Origin of the sequence: Pseudomonas sp. VD-NE ins (genome assembly GCF_031882575.1) — a bacterium.
Lineage (GTDB): Bacteria > Pseudomonadota > Gammaproteobacteria > Pseudomonadales > Pseudomonadaceae > Aquipseudomonas > Aquipseudomonas fluorescens_BZ.
Window position 1 is genome coordinate 3268859 of record NZ_CP134772.1, and the last position, 22092, is coordinate 3290950.

19 protein-coding genes are annotated in these 22092 nt (G+C 60.7%); 14 read left to right on the forward strand and 5 right to left on the reverse strand.

Annotated features, from left to right (window positions below; translation table 11 throughout):
* Positions 1 to 230 precede the first annotated feature (230 nt).
* The 14 genes from arnB to RMV17_RS14490 all read left to right on the forward strand — a co-directional run bounded on the left by arnB (position 231) and on the right by RMV17_RS14490 (position 15891).
* Positions 231 to 1379, forward strand: a complete 1149-nt coding sequence (arnB, locus tag RMV17_RS14425; RefSeq protein WP_311886963.1) for a UDP-4-amino-4-deoxy-L-arabinose aminotransferase — start codon at positions 231 to 233, stop codon at positions 1377 to 1379.
* Positions 1376 to 2401: an undecaprenyl-phosphate 4-deoxy-4-formamido-L-arabinose transferase gene (gene arnC / locus RMV17_RS14430; RefSeq protein ID WP_016986762.1), complete on the forward strand. Its 1026-nt coding sequence runs from the start codon at positions 1376 to 1378 to the stop codon at positions 2399 to 2401. Before arnB ends, arnC begins: the two co-directional genes overlap by 4 nt.
* Positions 2398 to 4389, forward strand: coding sequence for a bifunctional UDP-4-amino-4-deoxy-L-arabinose formyltransferase/UDP-glucuronic acid oxidase ArnA (gene arnA, locus RMV17_RS14435; protein WP_311886964.1), 1992 nt, complete (start codon positions 2398 to 2400; stop codon positions 4387 to 4389). The genes arnC and arnA overlap by 4 nt, the downstream gene beginning before the upstream one ends.
* The gene (arnD, locus tag RMV17_RS14440) at positions 4389 to 5273 is read left to right on the forward strand and encodes a 4-deoxy-4-formamido-L-arabinose-phosphoundecaprenol deformylase (protein WP_311886965.1); all 885 of its coding nucleotides are present in this window, start codon (positions 4389 to 4391) and stop codon (positions 5271 to 5273) included. The genes arnA and arnD overlap by 1 nt, the downstream gene beginning before the upstream one ends.
* Positions 5270 to 6922, forward strand: coding sequence for a lipid IV(A) 4-amino-4-deoxy-L-arabinosyltransferase (arnT, locus tag RMV17_RS14445; RefSeq protein ID WP_311886966.1), 1653 nt, complete (start codon positions 5270 to 5272; stop codon positions 6920 to 6922). Before arnD ends, arnT begins: the two co-directional genes overlap by 4 nt.
* Positions 6919 to 7263 carry a 4-amino-4-deoxy-L-arabinose-phosphoundecaprenol flippase subunit ArnE gene (gene arnE / locus RMV17_RS14450; protein WP_311886967.1) on the forward strand — a complete coding sequence of 115 codons (345 nt, stop codon included), beginning with the start codon at positions 6919 to 6921 and terminating at the stop codon, positions 7261 to 7263. The genes arnT and arnE overlap by 4 nt, the downstream gene beginning before the upstream one ends.
* Positions 7260 to 7664: a 4-amino-4-deoxy-L-arabinose-phosphoundecaprenol flippase subunit ArnF gene (gene arnF, locus RMV17_RS14455; protein WP_123594537.1), complete on the forward strand. Its 405-nt coding sequence runs from the start codon at positions 7260 to 7262 to the stop codon at positions 7662 to 7664. The genes arnE and arnF overlap by 4 nt, the downstream gene beginning before the upstream one ends.
* Positions 7661 to 9040, forward strand: coding sequence for a UDP-glucose/GDP-mannose dehydrogenase family protein (locus tag RMV17_RS14460; protein ID WP_311886968.1), 1380 nt, complete (start codon positions 7661 to 7663; stop codon positions 9038 to 9040). The genes arnF and RMV17_RS14460 overlap by 4 nt, the downstream gene beginning before the upstream one ends.
* Complete coding sequence (locus RMV17_RS14465) at positions 9037 to 10632, forward strand: glycosyltransferase family 39 protein (RefSeq protein WP_311886969.1); 1596 nt, start codon at positions 9037 to 9039, stop codon at positions 10630 to 10632. Before RMV17_RS14460 ends, RMV17_RS14465 begins: the two co-directional genes overlap by 4 nt.
* A 36-nt stretch (positions 10633 to 10668) precedes the next feature.
* Positions 10669 to 11187 (forward strand): GNAT family N-acetyltransferase, encoded by a 519-nt coding sequence (locus RMV17_RS14470; protein ID WP_311886970.1) that lies wholly within the window; start codon positions 10669 to 10671, stop codon positions 11185 to 11187.
* Positions 11188 to 11384: 197 nt separating this feature from the next.
* Positions 11385 to 12563: an MFS transporter gene (locus RMV17_RS14475; RefSeq protein WP_311886971.1), complete on the forward strand. Its 1179-nt coding sequence runs from the start codon at positions 11385 to 11387 to the stop codon at positions 12561 to 12563.
* A gap of 157 nt (positions 12564 to 12720) precedes the next feature.
* Entirely contained in the window at positions 12721 to 13407 is a 687-nt protein-coding gene (locus RMV17_RS14480) for an HPP family protein (RefSeq protein WP_311886972.1), read from the forward strand.
* A gap of 222 nt (positions 13408 to 13629) precedes the next feature.
* Positions 13630 to 14736 (forward strand): enoyl-CoA hydratase/isomerase family protein, encoded by a 1107-nt coding sequence (locus tag RMV17_RS14485; RefSeq protein WP_108224682.1) that lies wholly within the window; start codon positions 13630 to 13632, stop codon positions 14734 to 14736.
* A gap of 3 nt (positions 14737 to 14739) precedes the next feature.
* Positions 14740 to 15891 carry an acyl-CoA dehydrogenase family protein gene (locus tag RMV17_RS14490; protein WP_311886973.1) on the forward strand — a complete coding sequence of 384 codons (1152 nt, stop codon included), beginning with the start codon at positions 14740 to 14742 and terminating at the stop codon, positions 15889 to 15891.
* Positions 15892 to 16271: 380 nt separating this feature from the next.
* On the opposite strand, the gene RMV17_RS14495 is transcribed toward RMV17_RS14490, so the two are convergent.
* The 5 genes from RMV17_RS14495 to RMV17_RS14515 all read right to left on the reverse strand — a co-directional run bounded on the left by RMV17_RS14495 (position 16272) and on the right by RMV17_RS14515 (position 21979).
* Positions 16272 to 17045 (reverse strand): enoyl-CoA hydratase, encoded by a 774-nt coding sequence (locus tag RMV17_RS14495; RefSeq protein ID WP_311886974.1) that lies wholly within the window; start codon positions 17043 to 17045, stop codon positions 16272 to 16274.
* Between the two features lie 15 nt (positions 17046 to 17060).
* Complete coding sequence (locus tag RMV17_RS14500) at positions 17061 to 18188, reverse strand: acyl-CoA dehydrogenase (RefSeq protein ID WP_311886975.1); 1128 nt, start codon at positions 18186 to 18188, stop codon at positions 17061 to 17063.
* Positions 18189 to 18330: 142 nt separating this feature from the next.
* Positions 18331 to 19524: an acetyl-CoA C-acyltransferase gene (locus RMV17_RS14505; protein WP_311886976.1), complete on the reverse strand. Its 1194-nt coding sequence runs from the start codon at positions 19522 to 19524 to the stop codon at positions 18331 to 18333.
* Between the two features lie 12 nt (positions 19525 to 19536).
* Complete coding sequence (locus RMV17_RS14510) at positions 19537 to 20298, reverse strand: SDR family NAD(P)-dependent oxidoreductase (RefSeq protein ID WP_311886977.1); 762 nt, start codon at positions 20296 to 20298, stop codon at positions 19537 to 19539.
* A 16-nt stretch (positions 20299 to 20314) separates the two neighbouring features.
* A complete protein-coding gene (locus tag RMV17_RS14515) occupies positions 20315 to 21979 on the reverse strand; it encodes an AMP-binding protein (RefSeq protein WP_311886978.1) in 1665 nt (554 codons plus the stop codon).
* Between the last annotated feature and the right edge of the window lie 113 nt (positions 21980 to 22092).

Here is a 22092-nt window from a genome sequence, read left to right on the forward strand (position 1 = left end):
CGCCGACCGGTTTTTCATGTTCCTTTCACAAAAACGGGCATAACCTTAATTCCAACAGATCCCGTGCCGGCGCCGTCCAAACTGCCGCGCGAAGCCACAAAAGTCAACCGAACCCCGACGGTAAGTCGTATCAGCAACTTATTGATGCAAAGGTATTTTTTGCGTCTACGCTGAGATTGGATCCTGTTTGGTGACTTGGTTTTCTTCTGATTGTTTGTGATGAGGTGTTCATGAGTCAGGCGTTTCTCCCCTTCTCTCGCCCGAGTATCGGCGATGAAGAAATTGCAGCCGTTGAGCAAGTATTGCGTTCCGGCTGGATCACTACCGGACCGAAAAATCAGGCACTCGAAGAACAATTCGCGCAGTACGTTGGCTGTCGGCATGCGGTGGCACTTTCGTCCGCCACCGGCGGCATGCACATCACCTTGCTGGCCCTGGGTATTGGCCCGGGTGACGAAGTCATCACCCCGTCGCAGACCTGGGTGTCGACCGCCAACATGATCTCGCTGCTCGGCGCCACACCGGTGTTCGTTGACGTTGATCGCGACACCTTGATGACCGACGCCGCGCGCATCGAAGCCGCCATCACCCCACGCACCAAAGCAATCATTCCCGTGCATTACGCCGGCGCCGCGTTTGATCTTGATCCGCTGTACGCGCTGGCCGACAAACACGGCATCGCAGTGATCGAAGACGCCGCCCACGCCGCTGGCACCCGTTACAAGGGCCGTCATGTCGGCGCGCAAGGCACGGCGATTTTCTCCTTCCATGCGATCAAGAACATGACCTGTGCCGAAGGCGCGATGTTCGTCACCGACGACGAAGCCTTGGCCAGCCGCGTGCGCATGCTCAAATTCCACGGTCTGGGCGTTGACGCCTACGATCGCCTGACCGGTGGCCGCAAGCCGCAGGCGCAAGTGATGGAACCGGGGTTCAAGTACAACCTCGCCGACATCAACGCCGCGATTGCGCTGGTGCAACTGGAGCGTCTGGACGCGATCAACGCGCGCCGCACCGAACTGGCCGCCGCCTACCGGCAAAAACTCGAAGGCCTGCCGGTGCAACCGCTGGCCGTACCTGCCTACGCCCAGACCCACGCCTGGCACCTGTTCATCCTGCGCATCGACAGCGAGCGCTGCGGCATGGATCGCGAAGCCTTCATGAAAGGCTTGCAGGACCAGGGCATCGGCACCGGTATCCATTTCATCGCCACCCACCTGCACACCTGGTATCGCCAGCGTGACCCCGATCTGTATCTGCCCAACACCGAATGGAACTCGGCGCGGCTGTGCTCGATTCCGTTGTTCCCCGACATGAGCGATCAAGACCTTGATCGCGTGGTCGGTGCCATCGCCACTCTTATGGACAAACGCCTGTGAAACCTTATCCGATCCGCTGTGTGTCGATCGTCATCCCGGTCTACAACGAACAGGACAGCCTCCCGGAACTGCTGCGCCGCACCGAGGCAGCCTGCCGGATGCTGCGTCACGACTATGAAATCGTCCTCGTCGACGATGGCAGCCGTGACGAGTCCGCCAACCTTCTGGAAGAAGCTGCGAGCCGTGAGGACAGCCCGTTTGTAGCCGTCATCCTCAACCGCAACTACGGCCAGCATGCAGCAATCATGGCCGGTTTCGAGCAGTGCAAAGGCGATGTCGTCATCACCCTCGACGCCGACCTGCAGAACCCGCCGGAAGAAATCCCGCGCCTGGTCGCCGAAGCCGAAAAAGGTTACGACGTCGTCGGCACCGTGCGCGGCAACCGTCAGGATTCGGCCCTGCGCCGCTATCCTTCGAAGCTGATCAACCTCGCCGTGCAGCGCTCTACCGGCGTCGCCATGAGCGACTACGGCTGCATGCTCCGCGCTTACCGCCGGACGATCATCGACGCAATGCTCGCCTGCCGTGAACGCAGCACCTTCATCCCGATTCTGGCCAACAGCTTCGCCCGCCACACCACCGAAATCGTCGTGGCCCACGCCGAACGTGAGCACGGCGATTCGAAGTACAGCCCGATGCGCCTGATCAACCTGATGTTCGACTTGATCACCTGCATGACCACCACGCCGTTGCGCCTGCTGAGCATCGTCGGTTTCACCATGGCCGGGCTTGGATTGCTGTTTGCTTTTGCGTTGATCGTCATGCGCCTGGCGTTCGGTTCCGGCTGGGCCGGTGACGGCATGTTCGTGCTGTTCGCCGTGCTCTTTGTGTTCACCGGTGGCCAGTTCATCGGCATGGGCCTGCTCGGCGAATACCTCGGGCGCATGTACAGCGACGTGCGCGCCCGCCCGCGTTTCTTCATTGAAAAAGTCTTGCGCAGCCACGCCGCCGAGCCGGCGCCTGCGGTCACCGTTGATGGTCTCTCCACTACTACTTCTACTACCGGTCAGGTTCACTCATGAGTGCAAAAACTGTTGTCTTCGCTTATCACGATATTGGTTGCGCCGGTATTCAAGGCCTGCTCGACAGCGGCTATGACATTGCGGCGGTGTTCACTCACGCCGATGACCCGAAAGAAAACGCGTTTTACGGATCGGTCGCGCAACTGTGCGCCAGCAAAGGCATCCCGGTGCACGCACCGGAAGACGTCAACCATCCGTTGTGGATCGAGCGCATTGCCAAGCTCGCGCCTGAGTACATTTTCTCCTTCTACTATCGCAACCTGCTCAGTGAGTCGTTGCTGGCCGTGGCCAAGAAAGGCGCGTTCAACCTGCACGGCTCGTTGCTGCCAAGCTACCGTGGCCGCGCCCCAGCCAACTGGGTTCTGGTCAACGGCGAAACCGAAACCGGCGTCACTTTGCACCGCATGGTCAAGCGCGCCGATGCCGGCGCCATCGTTGCCCAGCAGCGTGTTGCCATCGAACGCAGCGACACCGCGCTGAGCCTGCACGGCAAGTTGCGCACCGCCGCCGCTGATCTGTTGCGTGACACCCTGCCGGCCATGTTGCAAGGCAAAATCAGCGAAACCGCGCAGGACGAATCGAAAGCCACCGTGTTTGGTCGTCGCACCGCAGCGGACGGCAAACTGGTCTGGGCGAAACCGGCCGAGCAGTTGTTCAACCTGGTTCGCGCCGTGACCCAACCTTATCCGGGTGCATTCTGCGCCGTGGGTGAACACAAACTGATCGTCTGGAGCGCTGAAGTTGCCAAGGGCAACGACGGTCAGGCACCGGGTCGGGTGATCAGTGTCGACCCGCTGCGCATTGCCTGCGGCGAAGATTCTTTGGTGATCCTCTCCGGTCAGCGCAACGACAACGGTCTGTTCCTCAGCGGCCCGCAACTGGCCAGTGAACTCGGTCTGGTCGATGGCTCGCTGCTGCGCGGAGCTGAATCCGGCCGTGCACCGCGTCGCACTCGCGTGCTGATCCTTGGCGTCAACGGCTTCATTGGCAATCACTTGTCCGAGCGTCTGCTGCGCGATGACCGCTACGAAGTCTATGGCCTGGACATCGGTTCCGACGCCATCGACCGTCTGCGCAGCCATCCGCACTTCCACTACGTCGAAGGCGACATCAGCATTCACTCCGAGTGGATCGAGTACCACATCAAGAAGTGCGACGTGGTCCTGCCGCTGGTGGCCATCGCCACGCCGATCGAATACACCCGCAACCCGCTGCGTGTGTTCGAACTCGACTTCGAAGAAAACCTGAAACTGGTGCGCTACTGCGTCAAGTACAACAAGCGCGTGATCTTCCCGTCGACCTCGGAAGTCTATGGCATGTGCCAGGACAAGCACTTCGACGAAGACACCTCGAACCTCGTGGTCGGCCCGATCAACAAGCAGCGCTGGATCTACTCGGTGTCCAAACAACTGCTCGACCGGGTGATCTGGGCGTACGGCGCCAAGGGTTTGAATTTCACCCTGTTCCGTCCTTTCAACTGGATGGGCCCGCGTCTCGACCGTCTGGACTCGGCACGCATCGGCAGCTCCCGTGCAATCACCCAACTGATCCTCAACCTGGTCGAAGGCACGCCGATTCGCCTGTTCGACGGCGGTGAGCAGAAACGCTGCTTCACTGACATCGCTGACGGCGTCGAAGCACTGGCGCGGATCATCGATAACGATAACGACGTCTGCAACGGCCAGATCATCAACATCGGCAACCCGGACAACGAAGCGAGCATCCGTCAGTTGGGGGAAGAGTTGCTGCGTCAGTTCGAAGCGCACCCGCTGCGCGACAACTTCCCACCGTTCGCCGGTTTCCGCGACGTGGAAAGCAAGGCGTTCTACGGTGCCGGTTATCAGGACGTCGAACACCGCAAACCCAGCATCGCCAACGCCAAGCGTCTGCTCGACTGGACGCCAACCGTGGAAATGCGCGAGACCATCGGCAATACGCTCGATTTCTTCTTGCGCGAGGCCATGCTCGAAATCGCGGACAAGAAGTAATGCAGGCAGGACTTCGTATCGACGTCGACACCTACCGCGGCACCCGTGAAGGTGTGCCGCGGCTGCTGGAAATGCTCGACGAGGCACAGATCAAGGCAACGTTCTTCTTCAGTGTCGGCCCGGACAACATGGGCCGGCATCTGTGGCGCCTGATCCGCCCGCAGTTTCTCTGGAAGATGCTCCGCTCCAACGCCGCCGGCCTTTACGGCTGGGACATTCTGCTGGCTGGTACCGCGTGGCCGGGCAAACCGATTGGCCGTGACCTCGGGCACCTGATGCGTCAGGCCCGCGATGCCGGTCATGAAGTGGGCCTACATGCGTGGGATCACCACGGCTGGCAGGCCAACGCCGGGCGCTGGAGCAATGCGCAACTGATCGAGCAGATCCGTCAGGGCGTCGACACTTTGAGCGACATTCTCGGCGAGAAAGTCGAGTGCTCGGCCGCTGCCGGTTGGCGTGCGGACGAGCGCGTGATCGAGGCCAAGCAAGCCTTCGGCTTTCGCTACAACAGCGATTGCCGTGGGCAACGTCTGTTTCGCCCGTTGCTGGCCGACGGCACGCCGGGTACACCGCAGATTCCGGTGGATTTGCCGACCTTCGACGAGGTCGTCGGCCCGATCGTAGCGGCGCGGGACTTCAACGGTTTCATCCTCGATCACTTTCGCCCGCAACAGCTCAACGTCTACACCATTCACGCCGAAGTAGAAGGGATTCTGATGGCTGAGGATTTTCGTCAATTGCTGGCCGATGCGCGCCAGCGAGGTATCGATTTCAAACCGCTGGGCGATTTGCTGCCCGAGTTCTTCAACACCTTGCCCGTGGGTCGTGTGCAACGCGGCGCCCTCGACGGCCGTGAAGGCTGGCTGGGAGTGCAAGGCGCATGACTAAACGCTGGACGCTGCCACTGCTGTTGCTGGTCATTTGCTTGCTGGCCTATCTGCTGCCGCTGGGCACGCACGGCTTGTGGATTCCCGACGAAACCCGCTACGCACAGATCAGCCAGGACATGCTGCTGAGCGGCAACTGGGTGTCGCCGCACTTCATGAGCCTGCGTTATTTCGAGAAGCCGATTGCCGGTTACTGGATGATCGCGCTGGGTCAGGAGTTGTTTGGGCAAAACCTGTTCGGCGTGCGCTTTGCTTCGGCGCTGAGCACCGGGTTGAGTGTGCTGCTGTGCTATCTGGTCGCCCGGCGCTTGTGGAACGAGCCGCGTAAAAGCTTCGTCTGCGCCCTGCTCTACATGAGTTTTACCGTGGTCGCCGGTCAGGCCGGTTACGCCAACCTCGATCCGCAATTCACTTTCTGGGTCAACCTCAGTCTGGTGGCGCTGTGGTTTGCCGTCGACAGCCACACCAGCGGCAAGCGCATGGCGGCCTGGGCGGTATTGGGGCTGGCGTGTGGCATGGGTTTCATGACCAAGGGATTCCTCGCCTGGCTGCTGCCGGTGTTGATCGCCCTGCCGTGGATGCTCTGGCAAAAACGCTGGCGTGAATTGCTGATGTTCGGCCCGGTGGCGATTGCCGTGGCGATCCTCGTCAGCCTGCCGTGGGTGCTGTCGGTGCATGCGCAGGAGCCGGACTACTGGCGGTTCTTCTTCTGGCACGAACATATTCGTCGCTTTGCCGGTGATGACGCGCAACACGATGCGCCGTGGTGGTTCTATCTGCCGCTGTTGGTGGCGTTCAGTCTGCCGTGGGTGGGGTTGCTGCCGACGGCATTCAAGCAGGCATGGCAAAGCCGCGCTCAGCCGAAAGTGGTCTTTGTGCTGCTCTGGCTGGCGATGCCGCTGGGTTTTTTCAGCCTGGCCAACGGCAAGCTACCGACTTACATCCTGCCGTGCCTGCTGCCGATGGCGTTGTTGCTGGGCAATGCGCTGGCCGACCGCTTGCGTCTTGAGCAAGGTCGCACGCTGAGCATCAATGGTCTGCTCAATCTGTTGCTGGGCGTCGTCACGTTGATCGCGCTGGTCTATTTGCAACTGACCAAACCGGTCTACGACCACGAACTGCACAGCATGGTGCTGGTGTTTATCGCGCTGATCGGCTGGATCATCGCCAACCTGCTGCAAGCCTTTCTGCCGCTCCAATGCTGGGCCGCGCCGGCGCTCGGCAGCCTGTTGCTGATCGCCGTGTTGCCGGCGGCGCTGCCCAAATCGGTGGTCGCCAACAAGATGCCGGATCAGTTCATCAAGCATCACGTCACCGAACTGGCGCAAACCACCCACCTGCTGAGCAACGATCTGGGCGCCGCTTCGGCGCTGGCCTGGCGCCTGAAAACCCCGCAAGTGGCGTTGTACAACACGATAGGCGAATTGAAATATGGCCTTGCCTATCCTGACGGCATTCAACAGCGGGTCGACAGCAAAGACGTGCAACAGTGGATGCGCGAGGCGCGCCGCAGCGGTTCAGTCGGCGTGGTGATGCGCGTCAAGGGGCAGGACGAACTGGACGAAATCGACAAGTTGCCCAAGGACGGCATCCGTTACGAACAGGGCAACCTGGTGATCATGATCCTGCCCAAGGAGGCGTCATGAGCCTGTTGCTGCTGTTGGCTGCGTGCCTGCTGACCTGCCTGGGCCAAGTAGCGCAGAAATACGCCGTGGAGAGCTGGCGCGGCGTCGAGTCGGGCTGGGCCGACAAACTGTGTTCGCCGTGGTTGTGGCTGGCCCTGCTCGCCCTCGGCTCGGGCCTGTTGGTCTGGCTGTTGGTGCTGCAGCGTCTGGAAGTCGGCATCGCCTACCCGATGCTCAGCCTCAACTTCGTGCTGATCACCCTGATCGCGCGCTTCGTCTTCCGTGAACCCATCGACCGCCAGCATTGGCTCGGCGTGGCGTTGGTGATCGGCGGCGTGGTGTTGCTGGGGCAACAGTCATGAATCAACGTCGTGGCATCAGCTTCGCGCTGGGCAGCGTGTTTCTCGTCAGCGCTGCGCAACTGGGCATGCGCTGGAGCATGACCCGCCTGCCCGTGCCGGACCAATGGCTGCACATCGACAGCCTTGATTGGCGGGCCTTGGCCGTGGTCATTGCGGCGATTTTCGCCTACGCCCTGTCGATGCTCTGCTGGCTCGCCGCCCTGCGCGATCTGCCGTTGGGCCGGGCTTATTCGCTGCTGAGCATCAGCTATGCGCTGGTTTATCTGCTGGCGGCCAGTCTGCCGCTGTTCAACGAATCCTTCAGTTTCACTAAATCACTGGGCGTGGCGTTGGTCATGCTCGGGGTCATCACCATCAACACTCGTCCGGCTCGTGCGCCCGAATTCAGGAGTGCTCCATGAAAATCACAGTATTTGGCAGCGGTTACGTCGGTCTGGTGCAAGCGGCTGTATTGGCCGAAGTCGGCCATGATGTCGTGTGCATGGACGTCGACCAGAAGAAGGTCGACCTGTTGCGCCAGGGTCATGTCAGCATTTTCGAACCGGGGCTGGCCAGCCTCGTTCGGGAAGGTCTGGATTCGAAACGCCTGCAATTCACCACCGATGAACAACTCGCCGTGCAGCACGGTCGGGTGGCGTTCATTGCCGTGGGTACGCCGTCGCGAGAGGACGGTTCGGCCGATCTGCGTTACGTGCTTTCGGTCGGCGACGCGATTGCCCGTCATCGTGAGCAGCCGTTGATTCTGGTGGAGAAATCCACCGTACCGGTGGGCACCGGCGATACGCTGCGCACGCACATCGAAAAAGCCTTGATCAAGGTCGGCCGCCTGCTGCAATTCGATATCGTCTCCAACCCGGAATTTCTCAAGGAAGGCTCGGCGGTTGCCGACTGCCGCCGTCCAGACCGTATCGTTATCGGTTGCGAAGGCGATGAAGTACGCGACGTGATGCGTGATCTGTACTCGCCGTTCAACCGCAACCATGACCGCATCATGTTCATGGACCTGCGCAGCGCCGAGCTGACCAAATACGCCGCCAACTGCATGCTGGCGACCAAGATCAGCTTCATCAACCAGATCGCCGAGTTGGCCGAGCACCTGGGCGCCGACATCGAATCGGTACGCCAGGGCATCGGTGCCGACACGCGCATCGGTTACCACTTCATCTACCCGGGCTGCGGTTATGGCGGTTCGTGCTTCCCGAAAGACATGCGCGCGCTGATCCACAGCGCCGAAGAAGCGCATTGCTCCAGCGACTTGCTGCAAGCCGTCGAGGCGATCAACCAGCGGCAGAAACACAAGTTGTTCGAGCGTATCAATGCGTTCTACAAGGGTGATCTGCGCGGCAAGGTCTTCGCCCTGTGGGGGCTGGCGTTCAAACCGAATACTGACGACATGCGTGACGCGCCGAGCCGGGTCCTGCTGGAGGAGTTGTGGGCCGCTGGTGCCAGTGTGCGCGCCTTCGACCCGGAGGCCATGCAGGAAACCCAGAACCTTTACCCGGACGAATCGAAGCTGATGCTGATGGGCACGCCGGAATCGGTACTGCCCGGCGCCGATGCGCTGATCATCTGCACCGAGTGGCAGCAGTTCAAGGCGCCGGATTTCGACCTGATCAAACAGCGCCTCAACACCCCGGTGATCTTCGATGGCCGTAACCTGTACGACGCCGAGCGTCTGGCGCGCAACGGCTTCCATTACTTCCCGATGGGCCGTGGCGAATCGCGCAAGTTGCCGATTCCGCTGCAACAGTGGCCGCACGCGTCCGACGTCGCTTGATCACGTTATCGCCTGAAATCCGCCGGCAGTCCCTGATCGCAGGGTTGCTGGCGTTTTTATTGTTCATGGCCGGAGTCTACGGGCAGGCTCCGATCGGTTTCGATTCGCGATTTGTGTTGTTCGCGCAGGAAATGCTGCGCCATGGGCCGACGGTGTTTCCAACCACCTATGGTCAGCCGTACGCGGATTATTCTGCAGTTTCGACGCTGTTCGTCTGGCTGCTGTCGTTGCCGTTCGGCGTGGTGAATGCGTTGACCGCGTGGGCGCCGAGTGCCGTCGCCGGTGCGCTGATTGTGACGCTGATGTATCGACTGCTGGCGCCGTACTCACGGCGCTGGGCGTTGATCAGTATTGCGTTGCTGATGCTCACCAGCGGTTTCGTCACTGAAGTGCGCGCGGTGTCGCAGGACTTGATGCTCGCAGCGGTGGCCTTTGCGGTGTTCTATCTCGGTTATGCCCATGATCATTTTGCCGGCAAGCGTCACTGGCTGCTGATTTTCGCTTTGCTGTTGCTCGGCTTCGGTATTCGCGGGCCGATTGGTCTGGTGGTGCCGACCGGCATGCTGTGCAGCTATTACCTGCTCAACCGTGAGTGGTCGCGTTTGCTGGTGTTCGGCGTGTTGGCTTCGCTGTTGCTGGCCGCGTGTGTCGGGTTGTTGTTATGGCTGGCGAAACTCAGCGGTGGCGCGGTCTTCTTGCAGGACGTGATTCGCATGCAGTTCATGGGGCGCATGGACGGCAGCGAAGGCGTCAGCGGCTCGCTGTATTACTTCACCAGCTCGCTGGGCAACTATGCGCTGGCCTATCCGCTGGCATTGTTGGTACTGGCGGCGGCCTGGCTGAGCAAACCGCAGCAGCGTGGTCCGGCGTTACGCCTGGTGCAGTATTGCGCGGCGGCGGGACTGATTGTGATGGTCGGCCTGTCAATTCCCCAGGCGAAGAAGGCGCGGTATCTGCTGCCGATGTTGCCCATGGCGGCGATCATTGCGGCGTATCCGTTTCAGGTGGTGCATGGGCGGGTGTTCCGCTGGTTGCGCGGCTTGATCATGGGCTTGTGGCTGGTCACGCCGGGCTTGTTGCTGGTGGTTTTACTGATCGCCCGACGGCGCTTTCCCGAGCAATTGGGTGAGGTTTCCATTGTTTTGATCGCGTTGGGCGTGCTGCAGCTGTTGGCGTTGTCGCGATTGTTGATCCCGCGTTGGCGCGTCGAAGTGCTGACGTTGAGTGCCGTGTTGGCGCTTTGGACGGTGTACGCGGCGGTCTTCGAACCGGTGGAACGGCGTTTGTACGACACCCAGGCATTCAGTCGCGCGGTGTTCGCCCAGGTTCAGCAAAATCCGGCGCCACTGGTGTTGCATGGCATGGGCAAGGACGCGAAGGCGATCAAGTTCATGGTCAATCTCTCGCAGGATCTGCAACCGCAGTTCAGTGACTCGATTCAGCAACTGGAGGCGATCAAAGGTCCGGCGTGGCTGATGATGGACCGCAGTGATCTGCCCTCCCTCAAGGGCACGCCGCTGGAAAGCGCGCAGCCAGTGTTGGACGGGCGTTTTGATAAAAACGACTATGTATTGCTGTGGCTGAAACCTTAATCTGTCGAGCTCTCGACCGACAGGATGCGCCTCAACATGACCTTCGACGTACGCCGCGCCAGCCTTGCTGACGCGGGAGCCCTCCCCGCGATCGAGCGTTCGGCAGCGCAATTGTTTCGTCTTGATCCGCCGTTGGCGTGGCTGGCTGATGCCGAGGTGCCCGATGCTGCCCAACATCTGCAAGCCATCGAACAGGCGTACGTGTGGGTTGCTGAAAACAGCGATGGGCAACTGACTGGATTTGTTCGTGCTGTAGGCATTGATCAGCACATGCACATTGAGGAGCTATCCGTCAGTCAGGCTTTTCAAGGACAAGGCATGGGTCGCGCACTGGTTGCGGCAGTCATTGAACAAGCGCGCCTGATGCGGTTGAACTCAGTGACATTGACCACCTTTCGCGATCTGCCGTGGAATGCGCCGTTTTATCAACGGATGGGATTTGTCGAGTTGACGCATGCACACACCGACCGCCATTTGCGCGATGCGCTGCAAGCCGAAATCGCCTGCGGATTTCCCGCAGAGCGGCGCTGCGCCATGCGCCTGCCCCTGATTTGAAAGCAATGAAGGTCCTTGTGGGAGCGAGCCTGCTCGCGAAGGCGGAGTGTCAGTCAACATTGATGTATCTGACCCAACGCATTCGCGAGCAGGCTCGCTCCCACAGGGATAGTGTTGTGGCAGCTTGACCGGTGGTGACTGGCCGGTAAGGATGACGTACGCCCGCCAGGCATTTGAAATAAGGACATTGACCCTTCGTGGCCACCTACTCGCGCCTCATCCGCCGGTTGATGATCAGCTCGCTGACCGTCGTCATCAGCCGTGCGCTGATCAGTCCACTGTTGACGCTGTTCCTCAGCAACAAGCTCAACCTCAACCCGCAAGACGTCGGACTGCTGCTGGGGATCGCGGTGTTCAGCGCCACGCTGTTGTCGCTGTACGGTGGTTACATCATCGATCGGCTGGACAAGCGCCAGTTGCTGATCCTGACCATGCTCTCAAGCGGCATCGGTCTGATCCTGCTGACCTTCGCGCAGAATCTGTACCTGGTCACCCTGGTGCTGATCATCAGCGAAACGGCGTCGGCGCTGTTCCTCATCTGCTCCAAAGCCATCCTCAGTGAAAACCTGCCGGTGGGCCAGCGGGTCAAGGCGTTTTCCCTGAACTACACGCTGACCAACATCGGTTACGCCGTCGGCCCGATGATCGGCGTGGTGATTGCCGGCGTTCAGCCGTCAGCGCCGTTTATCGTCGCGGGCGCGATTGCCATCGGCAGCATCTTTCTGCTGTTCGGTGCCGTGCGCGAAGTGAATCCGGTCGCCGCGGTCGCTCAGCCACAAAGCTTTCTGAAAACCCTGATCATCCTGAAAAACGACCGCACGATGATCCTGTTTACCTTGGGTTGCCTGCTCAGCACGCTGGTGCACGGGCGTTTCACCCTGTACCTGTCGCAATACTTGCTGGTGACCCACACCCAGCAACAGACGCTGGATACCATGGCCGCGCTGCTCGCCTGCAACGCAATCACGGTGATTCTGCTGCAATACCAAGTCGGCCGATTGCTCACCCGTGAGCACCTGCGCCACTGGATTGCCGGCGGCACCGCATTGTTCATCATCGGGCTGATCGGCTTCAGTCTGGCCGACAGCCTGGTCGGCTGGTGTGTGGCGATGTTCATCTTCACCTTGGGCGAGATGATCATTTACCCGGCCGACTTTTTGTTTGTCGACACACTCGCCCCGGAAGAATTGCGCGGCAGCTATTACGGCGCGCAGAACCTTGCGGCCCTGGGCGGTGCGGCCAGTCCGGTCATGTGCGGATTTCTGCTGATGCACACCCCGGCACCGAGCATGTTCTATGCCTTGAGCGCATTGGCCGCTGTGGGTGGCTATTTGTGTTTCATGAGTGGCCGCCGTATCGCTTCAATTCAAAATTAATGCACTAAATCTTCATTAATATGAATTTGTCAGCATCGAGTTTGCCCGGCACACTGTGCGCGTTCCTCCCCCAATGCTGGAACACTTCGAGGGCTTTCCGGATATGCCGGACAAGTCCTTTTTTTTGCCTCGGATTTGCTGCAAGGATCGGATTCACATGCTCGCTCGCTGGTTGCCCGCCGCCATCAACACCCGTCCCACCGAATGGAGCCGCGCCGCCATCGGCATGGCGCTGGGCACATTGTTCAGTGTGTGGCTGTGCGCGCAGGTGTTCGGTCACGACGTTGCCTATCACCTGATTGGCCCGCTGGGGGCATCGGCGGTTTTGCTGTTTGCCGTGTCCTCCGGCGCCCTCGCCCAGCCGTGGTCGATTCTGGGCGGGTATTTGTGTGCCGGTGTCGTCGCGTTGCTGGTCGCTCATGTACTTGGCCGCACCTTGGGCAGTGCTTGCCTGGCGGCGGGCATGGCGCTGATTCTGATGTGCTGGCTGCGTTGCCTGCATCCGCCGGCCGGGGCGTTGGCACTGACGCTGGTGCTGGCCGATCCGGCGACCATTGCCATGGACTGGAAGGCCATGGAACCGGTGATGCTTGGCGCGGCGTGCATGCTGCTCAGCGCCCTCGCCTATAACAACCTGACCCGCATCCGTTATCCGAAACGTCCGGCCGAAACCGCGCCGGTGCTGACCCAGGTCGACAGTCAGGCCATCACCGCCGAAGACCTCAAGCTGGCGCTGGCCGACATGGAGGCCTTCATCGACATCACCCCCGAAGATCTGGAACAGTTGATCCACGCCAGCGAACTGCACGCCAAGCGCCGCAGCATTACCCAAACTTTCCGCTGACCCCCTGTGTAGGAGCTGCCGCAGGCTCGGGCCGCGATCGGACGATCTTTTGATTTTGATTTTAAAGATCAAAAGATCGCAGCCTTCGGCAGCTCCTACGGTAAAAACGCAGACAGGCCCTGCACATATCCCCGTTGTACAGGGCAAATTTGCACTGTTACGATCCGGTAACGCTCGCGCGCGAGCTTCTCGAATAAAGACAATAAAAGCAGGGAGTTACTGATGACAGCTCAGGCTTCATCCCAGCGGACACCGTCCATGGATGCCACGCAAAACGAAGTGCTGGCCGAGGTTCGCAATCATATCGGTCACCTGACCCTCAACCGCCCCGCCGGTCTCAATGCCATCACCCTCGACATGGTGCGCTTGCTGCAACAGCAACTCGATGCCTGGGCGACTGACGCCAATGTGCATGCAGTGGTTCTGCGCGGTGCCGGTGAAAAAGCCTTCTGCGCCGGTGGCGACATTCGTTCCCTGTACGACAGTTTCAAAAGCGGCGACACGCTGCATGAAGATTTCTTTGTCGAGGAATATGCCCTTGACCTGACGATTCATCACTACCGCAAACCGGTGCTGGCGCTGATGGACGGTTTTGTCCTCGGCGGCGGCATGGGGCTGGTGCAAGGCGCCGATCTGCGTGTGGTCACCGAGAAGAGCCGACTGGCGATGCCGGAAGTGGCCATCGGTTATTTCCCCGATGTCGGTGGCAGTTATTTCCTGCCGCGCATTCCCGGTGAGCTGGGCATCTATCTGGGGGTCAGCGGCGTGCAGATCCGTGCCGCCGATGCGCTGTATTGCGGCCTCGCCGACTGGTACCTGGACAGCAGCAAACTGGCGCTGCTCGATGAAAAACTCGATGTGATGGAGTGGCAGGATACGCCGCTGAAAGCGCTGCAAAACCTGCTGGCCAAACACGCCGTGCAAACCCTGCCCGATGCGCCGCTCGAAGCCTTGCGCCCGGCCATCGATCACTTTTTCGCCCTGCCGGATGTGCCGAGCATGGTCGAGCAATTGCGCGCGGTGACCGTCGCCGACAGCCATGAGTGGGCGACCACCACCGCTGACCTGCTGGAAACCCGCTCGCCGCTGGCCATGGCCGTTACGCTGGAGATGCTGCGTCGCGGTCGCCACTTGAGTCTGGAACATTGCTTCGCGCTGGAGCTGCATCTGGATCGCCAATGGTTCGAGCGCGGCGACCTGATCGAAGGCGTACGCGCCCTGCTGATCGATAAAGACAAGACACCGCGCTGGAACCCGCCGACCCTCGCGGCGCTGGACGCAGAGCATGTCGCGAGTTTTTTCCACGAGTTTGCTGAGAGCGGGAGCTGAGCCATGCACGATCTCGAACTGACTGAAGAACAAGTGATGATCCGCGACATGGCCCGGGACTTCGCCCGTGGTGAAATCGCACCCCACGCGCAGGCCTGGGAAAAGGCTGGCTGGATCGACGACGCGCTCGTCGCGAAGATGGGCGAATTGGGTTTGCTCGGCATGGTCGTCCCCGAAGAATGGGGCGGCACCTACGTCGATTACGTCGCTTATGCGCTGGCCGTGGAAGAGATTTCCGCCGGTGACGGCGCAACCGGCGCGTTCATGAGTATTCACAACTCGGTCGGCTGCGGCCCGGTGCTCAATTACGGCAGCGAAGCGCAGAAACAGACCTGGCTGGCGGATCTGGCCAGTGGGCAAGCCATCGGCTGCTTCTGCCTGACCGAACCACAGGCCGGTTCCGAAGCGCACAACCTGCGCACCCGCGCCGAGCTGCGTGACGGCCAGTGGGTGATCAATGGCGCCAAGCAGTTTGTCAGCAACGGCAAACGGGCGAAGCTGGCGATCGTGTTTGCCGTGACCGATCCGGACCTGGGCAAGAAAGGCATTTCAGCGTTTCTGGTACCGACCGATACAGCAGGTTTTATCGTTGATCGTACTGAGCACAAAATGGGCATCCGCGCTTCCGACACCTGTGCGGTGACGCTGAACAACTGCAGCATTCCCGAGGCCAATCTGCTCGGTGAGCGCGGCAAAGGCCTGGCGATTGCCCTGTCCAACCTTGAAGGCGGACGCATCGGCATCGCGGCTCAGGCTTTGGGTATCGCTCGGGCGGCGTTTGAAGCGGCGCTGGTGTATTCGCGCGATCGTATCCAGTTCGGCAAACCGATCAACGAACACCAGAGCATTGCCAACCTGCTGGCTGACATGCACATGCAAATCAACGCCGCGCGCTTGATGATCCTGCATGCGGCGCGTCTGCGCACGGCGGGCAAACCGTGCTTGTCGGAGGCTTCGCAGGCCAAGCTGTTTGCGTCGGAAATGGCCGAGAAGGTGTGTTCGTCGGCGATTCAGATTCATGGCGGGTATGGATATCTGGAGGATTACCCGGTCGAGAAGTATTACCGTGATGCGCGGATTACCCAGATCTACGAAGGCTCGAGCGAGATTCAGCGGATGGTGATTGCGCGGGAGCTGAAGAACTATCAGTTGTAATGGTGTTGGCCCCTTTCCCTCACCCCAGCCCTCCCGAAACGTCGGACCGCCCAGAGGGAGAGGGAGCCGACCGAGGTGTCTGGCGTCCTGCATCGACCTGAAAGACCGAGTCGATTATCGATGGGATAAACCAGGTCAATTAAGGATTCAGTAAAACTCTTTCAGGTCGGCGTACCTTCCAAGCATCCCCCAATCAGTCCCCTCTCCCTCCGGGAGAGGGTTAGGGTGAGGGGCTTTTGATTTTGATGTACATCAAGCCTTAAAAGCTTCGCGAGCAGGCTCGCTCCCACAGAGATCTCCAGCGAACGCAGGTTTTGTGAACGCCGAGAACCTCATGTGGGAGCGAGCCTGCTCGCGAAGGCGTCAGTCAGACCCGCTCATTACTTGCCCTTGAACGCAGCCTCACGCTTGGCAATAAACGCCGCCATCCCTTCCTTCTGATCCTGCGTGGCAAACGCCGCATGGAACACCCGGCGCTCAAAACGCACGCCTTCCGTCAGGTTCACTTCAAAGGCACGGTTCACGCTTTCCTTGATCATCATCGCAATCGGCAGCGACTTGCTGGCAATCACCGCCGCCACTTTCAACGCTTCATCCAACAACTCATCGCTCGGCACAATCCGCGCAACGATGCCGCAACGCTCAGCCTCCACCGCATCAATCAAACGCCCGCTCAGGCACATTTCCATGGCCTTCGCTTTACCCACGGCACGAGTCAGGCGCTGGGTGCCGCCCATGCCCGGCAACACGCCAAGGTTGATTTCCGGTTGGCCAAATTTTGCGTTGTCACCGGCCAGAATGAAGTCGCACATCAGCGCCAATTCACAACCACCGCCAAGGGCGAAACCGTTAACGGCGGCAATGATCGGCTTACGCCGGTTGGCCACGCGATCGCTGTCGCTGAACAGGTCGTCCATGTAGATCTGCGGGTAGGTCAGCTCGGCCATTTCCTTGATGTCGGCACCGGCGGCAAAAGCCTTTTTCGAACCCGTGAGGACGATACAACCAATGTTCGCATCGGCTTCCAGCGCATCAAGGGCCTGGTTCACTTCGCTGACCAGTTGCGCATTCAGCGCATTCAGCGCCTGCGGACGGTTGAGGGTGATCAGGCCAACGCGGCCATGGGTTTCGAGCAGAATGGTTTGGTAAGTCATGGATAAAATTCCTTGTCAAAGATTGCGCGAAATGACCATGCGCTGAATATCGCTGGTGCCTTCGTAGATCTGGCAGACGCGCACATCGCGGTAGATGCGCTCCAGCGGGAAGTCGTTGAGGTAACCGTAACCACCGAGGGTTTGCAACGCCATCGAACAGACCTTCTCGGCCATTTCCGAAGCGAACAGTTTGGCCATCGACGCCTCGACCAATGCCGGTTGGCCGCTGTCACGCAGGGCCGCCGCGTAATGCACCATCTGCCGGGCGACGGCGATTTGCGTGGCCATGTCGGCCAAACGGAATGCCACGGCCTGATGCTCGATGATCGGCTTGCCGAAGGTGTCGCGCTCACGGGCGTAATCGCGCGCCGCTTCGAACGCCGCGCGGGCCATGCCTACCGATTGCGAGGCGATGCCGACGCGGCCACCTTCAAGGTTTGCCAGGGCGATTTTGTAGCCCTCGCCCTCTTCGCCCAAGCGGTTGGCCACCGGCACTTGCACATCTTCGAAAAGAATCTGGCAGGTGTCGGAGGCGTGCTGGCCGAGCTTGTCCTCGACGCGAGCGACTTTATAGCCCGGCGAATCGGTCGGCACGATAAACGCGCTGATGCCGCGTTTGCCCGCACTCGGATCGGTCACCGCAAACACAATCACGATCCCGGCGTTTTGCCCGGAGGTGATGAACTGTTTGCAGCCGTTCAGCACGTAGTGATCACCGTCCAGCCGTGCGCGGGTTTTCAGGCTGCTGGCATCAGAGCCGGCCTGCGGTTCGGTCAACGCAAAGGCACCAAGCATCGCGCCGCTGGCCAGCGGTTTGAGGAAGCGTTCGCGCTGATCGTCGTTGCCGAACTTGAGAATCGGCACGCAACCGACCGAGTTGTGCACGCTCATGATCGTCGAGCAGGCGCCGTCGCCGGCGGCGATTTCTTCCAGGGCCATGGCGTAGGCCAGATAACCGGTATCGCAACCGCCCCACTGCTCCGGCACGAGCATGCCGAAGAAGCCCAGTTCGGCCATTTGGCCGATGGCTTCCTTGGGGAAACGGTGCTCGCGATCCCACTCGGCGGCAAACGGCTTCAAGCGTTCCTCGGCGAACTGCCGGGCCATGTCGCGGATCTGGGTTTGGTCTTCGTTGGGAATCATGGTGAATCCTTAAAATCCGGTTACAACAGAAAACCCTGTGGGAGCTGGCTTGCCAGCGATGGGGCCGTGTCAGTGAACATTTCGGCTATCTGACCCACCGCCATCGCGGGCAAGCCCGCTCCCACAGGGTCCAGGGTCAACGTTAATAGAGGCATTCCACGGCCATCGCTGTCGCTTCGCCGCCGCCGATGCAGATCGCTGCGATGCCGCGTTTCTGCTTTCTCTGGCGCAGGGCCGACAGCAACGTCACCAGAATCCGCGCACCGGACGCGCCGATCGGATGGCCCAGCGCACAGGCACCACCATGCACGTTCAACTTGTCATGGGGGATTTCCAGCTGCGTCATCGCCGCCATGCCGACCACGGCAAACGCTTCGTTGACTTCAAACAGATCGACATCACCCAGCGACCAACCGGTTTTCTTGATCAGCTTCTTGATCGCACCAATCGGCGCCACCGGGAACAGGCCCGGGGTATCAGCGAACGCGGCGTGGCCATGGATCACCGCCAGCGGTTTCAGCCCGAGTTTCTGTGCCTGCGACTGACGCATCAGCACCAATGCCGCCGCGCCGTCAGAGATCGAACTGGAGTTCGCCGCCGTCACCGTGCCGCCTTCGCGGAACGCCGGTTTCAGCGAGGCGACCTTGTCCAGTTTGGCTTTTGGTGGCTGCTCGTCATGGCTGATCAGCACCTGTTCTTTGCCGACGGTCACGGTCAGCGGGACGATTTCGTCCTTGAAGCTGCCGTCCTTGATCGCCTGCTGCGCGCGGGTGGTCGAGGCGATGGCAAACGCATCCTGCGCTTCCCGGCTGAAGTGGTTGGTCTCGGCGCAGTCTTCGGCGAAGGTGCCCATCAGGCGGCCCTTGTCGTAAGCGTCTTCGAGGCCGTCGAGGAACATCGAATCGAGCACGCGACCATGGCCCATGCGGTAACCGGCGCGGGCACGATCCAGCAAATACGGCGAGTTGGACATGCTTTCCATGCCACCAGCGATCACCACATCGGCGCTGCCAGCGACCAGCATGTCGTGGGCAAGAATGGTGGTTTCCATGCCCGAGCCGCACATCTTGTTGACCGTGGTGCAACGGGTCGATTTATCCAGCCCGGCGCCCAGTGCCGCTTGACGCGCCGGTGCCTGACCGAGGCCGGCGGGCAGCACGCAACCGAACAGCACTTCATCAACCGCGTCGCTGGCGACACCGGCGCGTTCAACCGCAGCCTTGATTGCCGCAGCGCCGAGTTGTGGCGCGGTGAGGCTTTTCAGTTCGCCCTGAAAACCGCCCATTGGCGTGCGCACGGCGCTGACGATAACAATTGGATCGTTGGAAATGGTCATGACAAATCCTCCTTACTTGGCGGCCATGCGCAAGGCGCCGTCGAGACGGATCACCTCGCCGTTGAGCATGCTGTTTTCGATGATATGCCGAACCAGCGCGGCGTACTCGCCAGGCTTGCCCAGACGCGGCGGGAACGGTACGCCGGCGGCCAGCGATTCGCGGACTTCCGGGGTCATGCCGGCCATCATCGGCGTTTCGAAAATGCCCGGTGCGATGGTCATCACGCGGATACCGAAGCGCGCCAGTTCACGGGCGGCCGGCAGGGTCAGGCTGGCAATCGCGCCTTTCGAAGCGGAGTACGCCGCTTGGCCAATCTGGCCGTCGAACGCCGCGACCGAGGCGGTGTTGATGATCACGCCGCGCTCGCCGTCGGCATTGGCCTCGCTCTCGGCGATGGCCGCAGCGGCCAGTCGTAACATGTTGAAGCTGCCGATCAGGTTGACGTTGATCACCTGCGCGAAACTGCTCAGCGCATGCGGGCCGTTCTTGCCGAGGATCTTCTCGCCACGGACGATACCGGCGCAGTTGACCAGGCCGTTGAGACTGCCAAAGGCTTTGACCGTGGCCTGGACGGCGGCTTCGGCGGCGGCTTCGTTGCTGATGTCGGCGACCACGCTTTGCGCGCCCAAACGCTGAGCCTGGGCGGCGACCGCTTCGGCATTCATGTCCACCAGCATCACTTTGGCGCCGGCACTGACCAGCAATTCAGCGGTGGCGGCACCGAGGCCGGAGGCGCCGCCGGTGACGATAAAAACCTTGTTCTCGATCTGCATGACTGTTTCCTTCGGTTCAAGCTGAAACGTTGTGCGCCGCGGCCTCTTGAGCCTTGGCGATTTCCTGGTTGCGCAAGATAAAGCGCTGCAATTTGCCGCTTGGGGTTTTGGGCAATTCGCTGACAAATTCGATTTCACGCGGGTACGAGTGCGCGGCCAGACGTTTGCGCACGTGTTGGCGCAGTTCTTCGGCCAACTCCGGCGCGGCACGGTATTGAGCGCTCAGCACGACGAAGGCTTTGACCAGTTCGGTACGCTCCGGATCGGGTTTGCCGACCACCGCCGCTTCGACCACTGCCGGGTGCTCAATCAATGCGCTTTCAACATCGAACGGGCCGACGCGGTAGCCGGAGGTGGTGATCACGTCATCGCTACGACCGACGAAGCTGATGCTGCCGTCCGGGTTCCATTCCACGGTATCGCCGCTGAGGTAGTAATCACCGACGAAGGCTTTGGTCGGCGCGCCTTCGTAACCGCCGAACCAGCACATCGGCGATTGCGGACGATCGATGGCGAGAATGCCCGGCTGGCCGACGCCGAGCTCGTTGTACTGCTCGTCGAGCACGACGATGCGGTGGCCCGGTGAGGCAAAACCCGCGGCGCCGACGTGCACGGCGTGATCGAGGCCGTGGTGATTGCACAGGACCATGCCCAGCTCGGTCTGGCCGTAATGGTCGTGGATCACCACGTCGAGGTTGTCGGCGAACCAGCGGATCACTTCCGGGTTCAGCGGCTCGCCGGCGCTGCTGACGATGCGCAATTTGCCTTTGATCGACTTGGCGAATTCGTCACCGCCAGCAATCAACAAACGATAAGCGGTTGGCGAACCGGTGAGGTTGGTAATGCCGTATTTGTTGATCACCCGGCAGGTGCTCTCGAGGGTGAACGGGCCATCGTAAAAGGTGATCGGGTGGCCCATCGACAACGGCCCGGTAACGCCGAAATAGATGCCGTAAGCCCAGCCCGGATCGGCGACGTTCCAGAACGAGTCTTTCGGGCGCAGATCGACGGCATCACGGGTGTAGCTCTGGAACGCGACGATGGCTTTGAGCGGCACCGACAGCGCTTTCGACGGGCCGGTGGTGCCGGACGTGAACATCAGCAGAAACGGGTCTTCGCCAGTCAGCAATACCGGTTCGCACACATTGGAATGGTTGGCCAGTTCGGCCCAGAAGCTGAAGTCGCCACGGACGATGCCCTGACCTTTCGCGCCGCCAACGGTGACGAGCGTCGGGCAATCGGCGACTTCAGCAAGTTTCGGCCGGTTGACCGCGTCGGTTACCACGACTTTGGCACCGGAGCTGTTCAGGCGATGTTCGAGAGCCTTGGGGCCGAACGCGGTGAACAAGGGTTGATACACCGCGCCGATGCGCCAGGTGGCGAACACGGTGATGAGCAATTCGATGTTTCGCGGCAGCAGGCCGGCGACCTTGTCACCCTTCTGCACGCCTTGGGCGAGAAGGAAATTGGCGAATCGCGCGGCTTTGTCCTGCAGTTCGTTGAAGGTGTACGTCGCACTGGCGCCGTCGCGGCCCTCCCAGAACAGCGCGATGCGCCCCGGCAAGGCGTGGCGGTCGCAGCATTCGACGCAGGCGTTGAGCGCCTCCAGCGTACCGCTGAGCGCGGCATCCACGGTGTGCTGATAGTTGAACTGTGCGGTGGCAGACAAGTAATCGCGCATTGCCAGAATCCCTCTGTTTTTTATTAGGCTGGGAACCGTAAACAACAGGGAGATAGTCGCGCTGTGGGGCAGCGGCGGCAATGGTCAAAGCCATCAATGTGGCTGACTGGTTT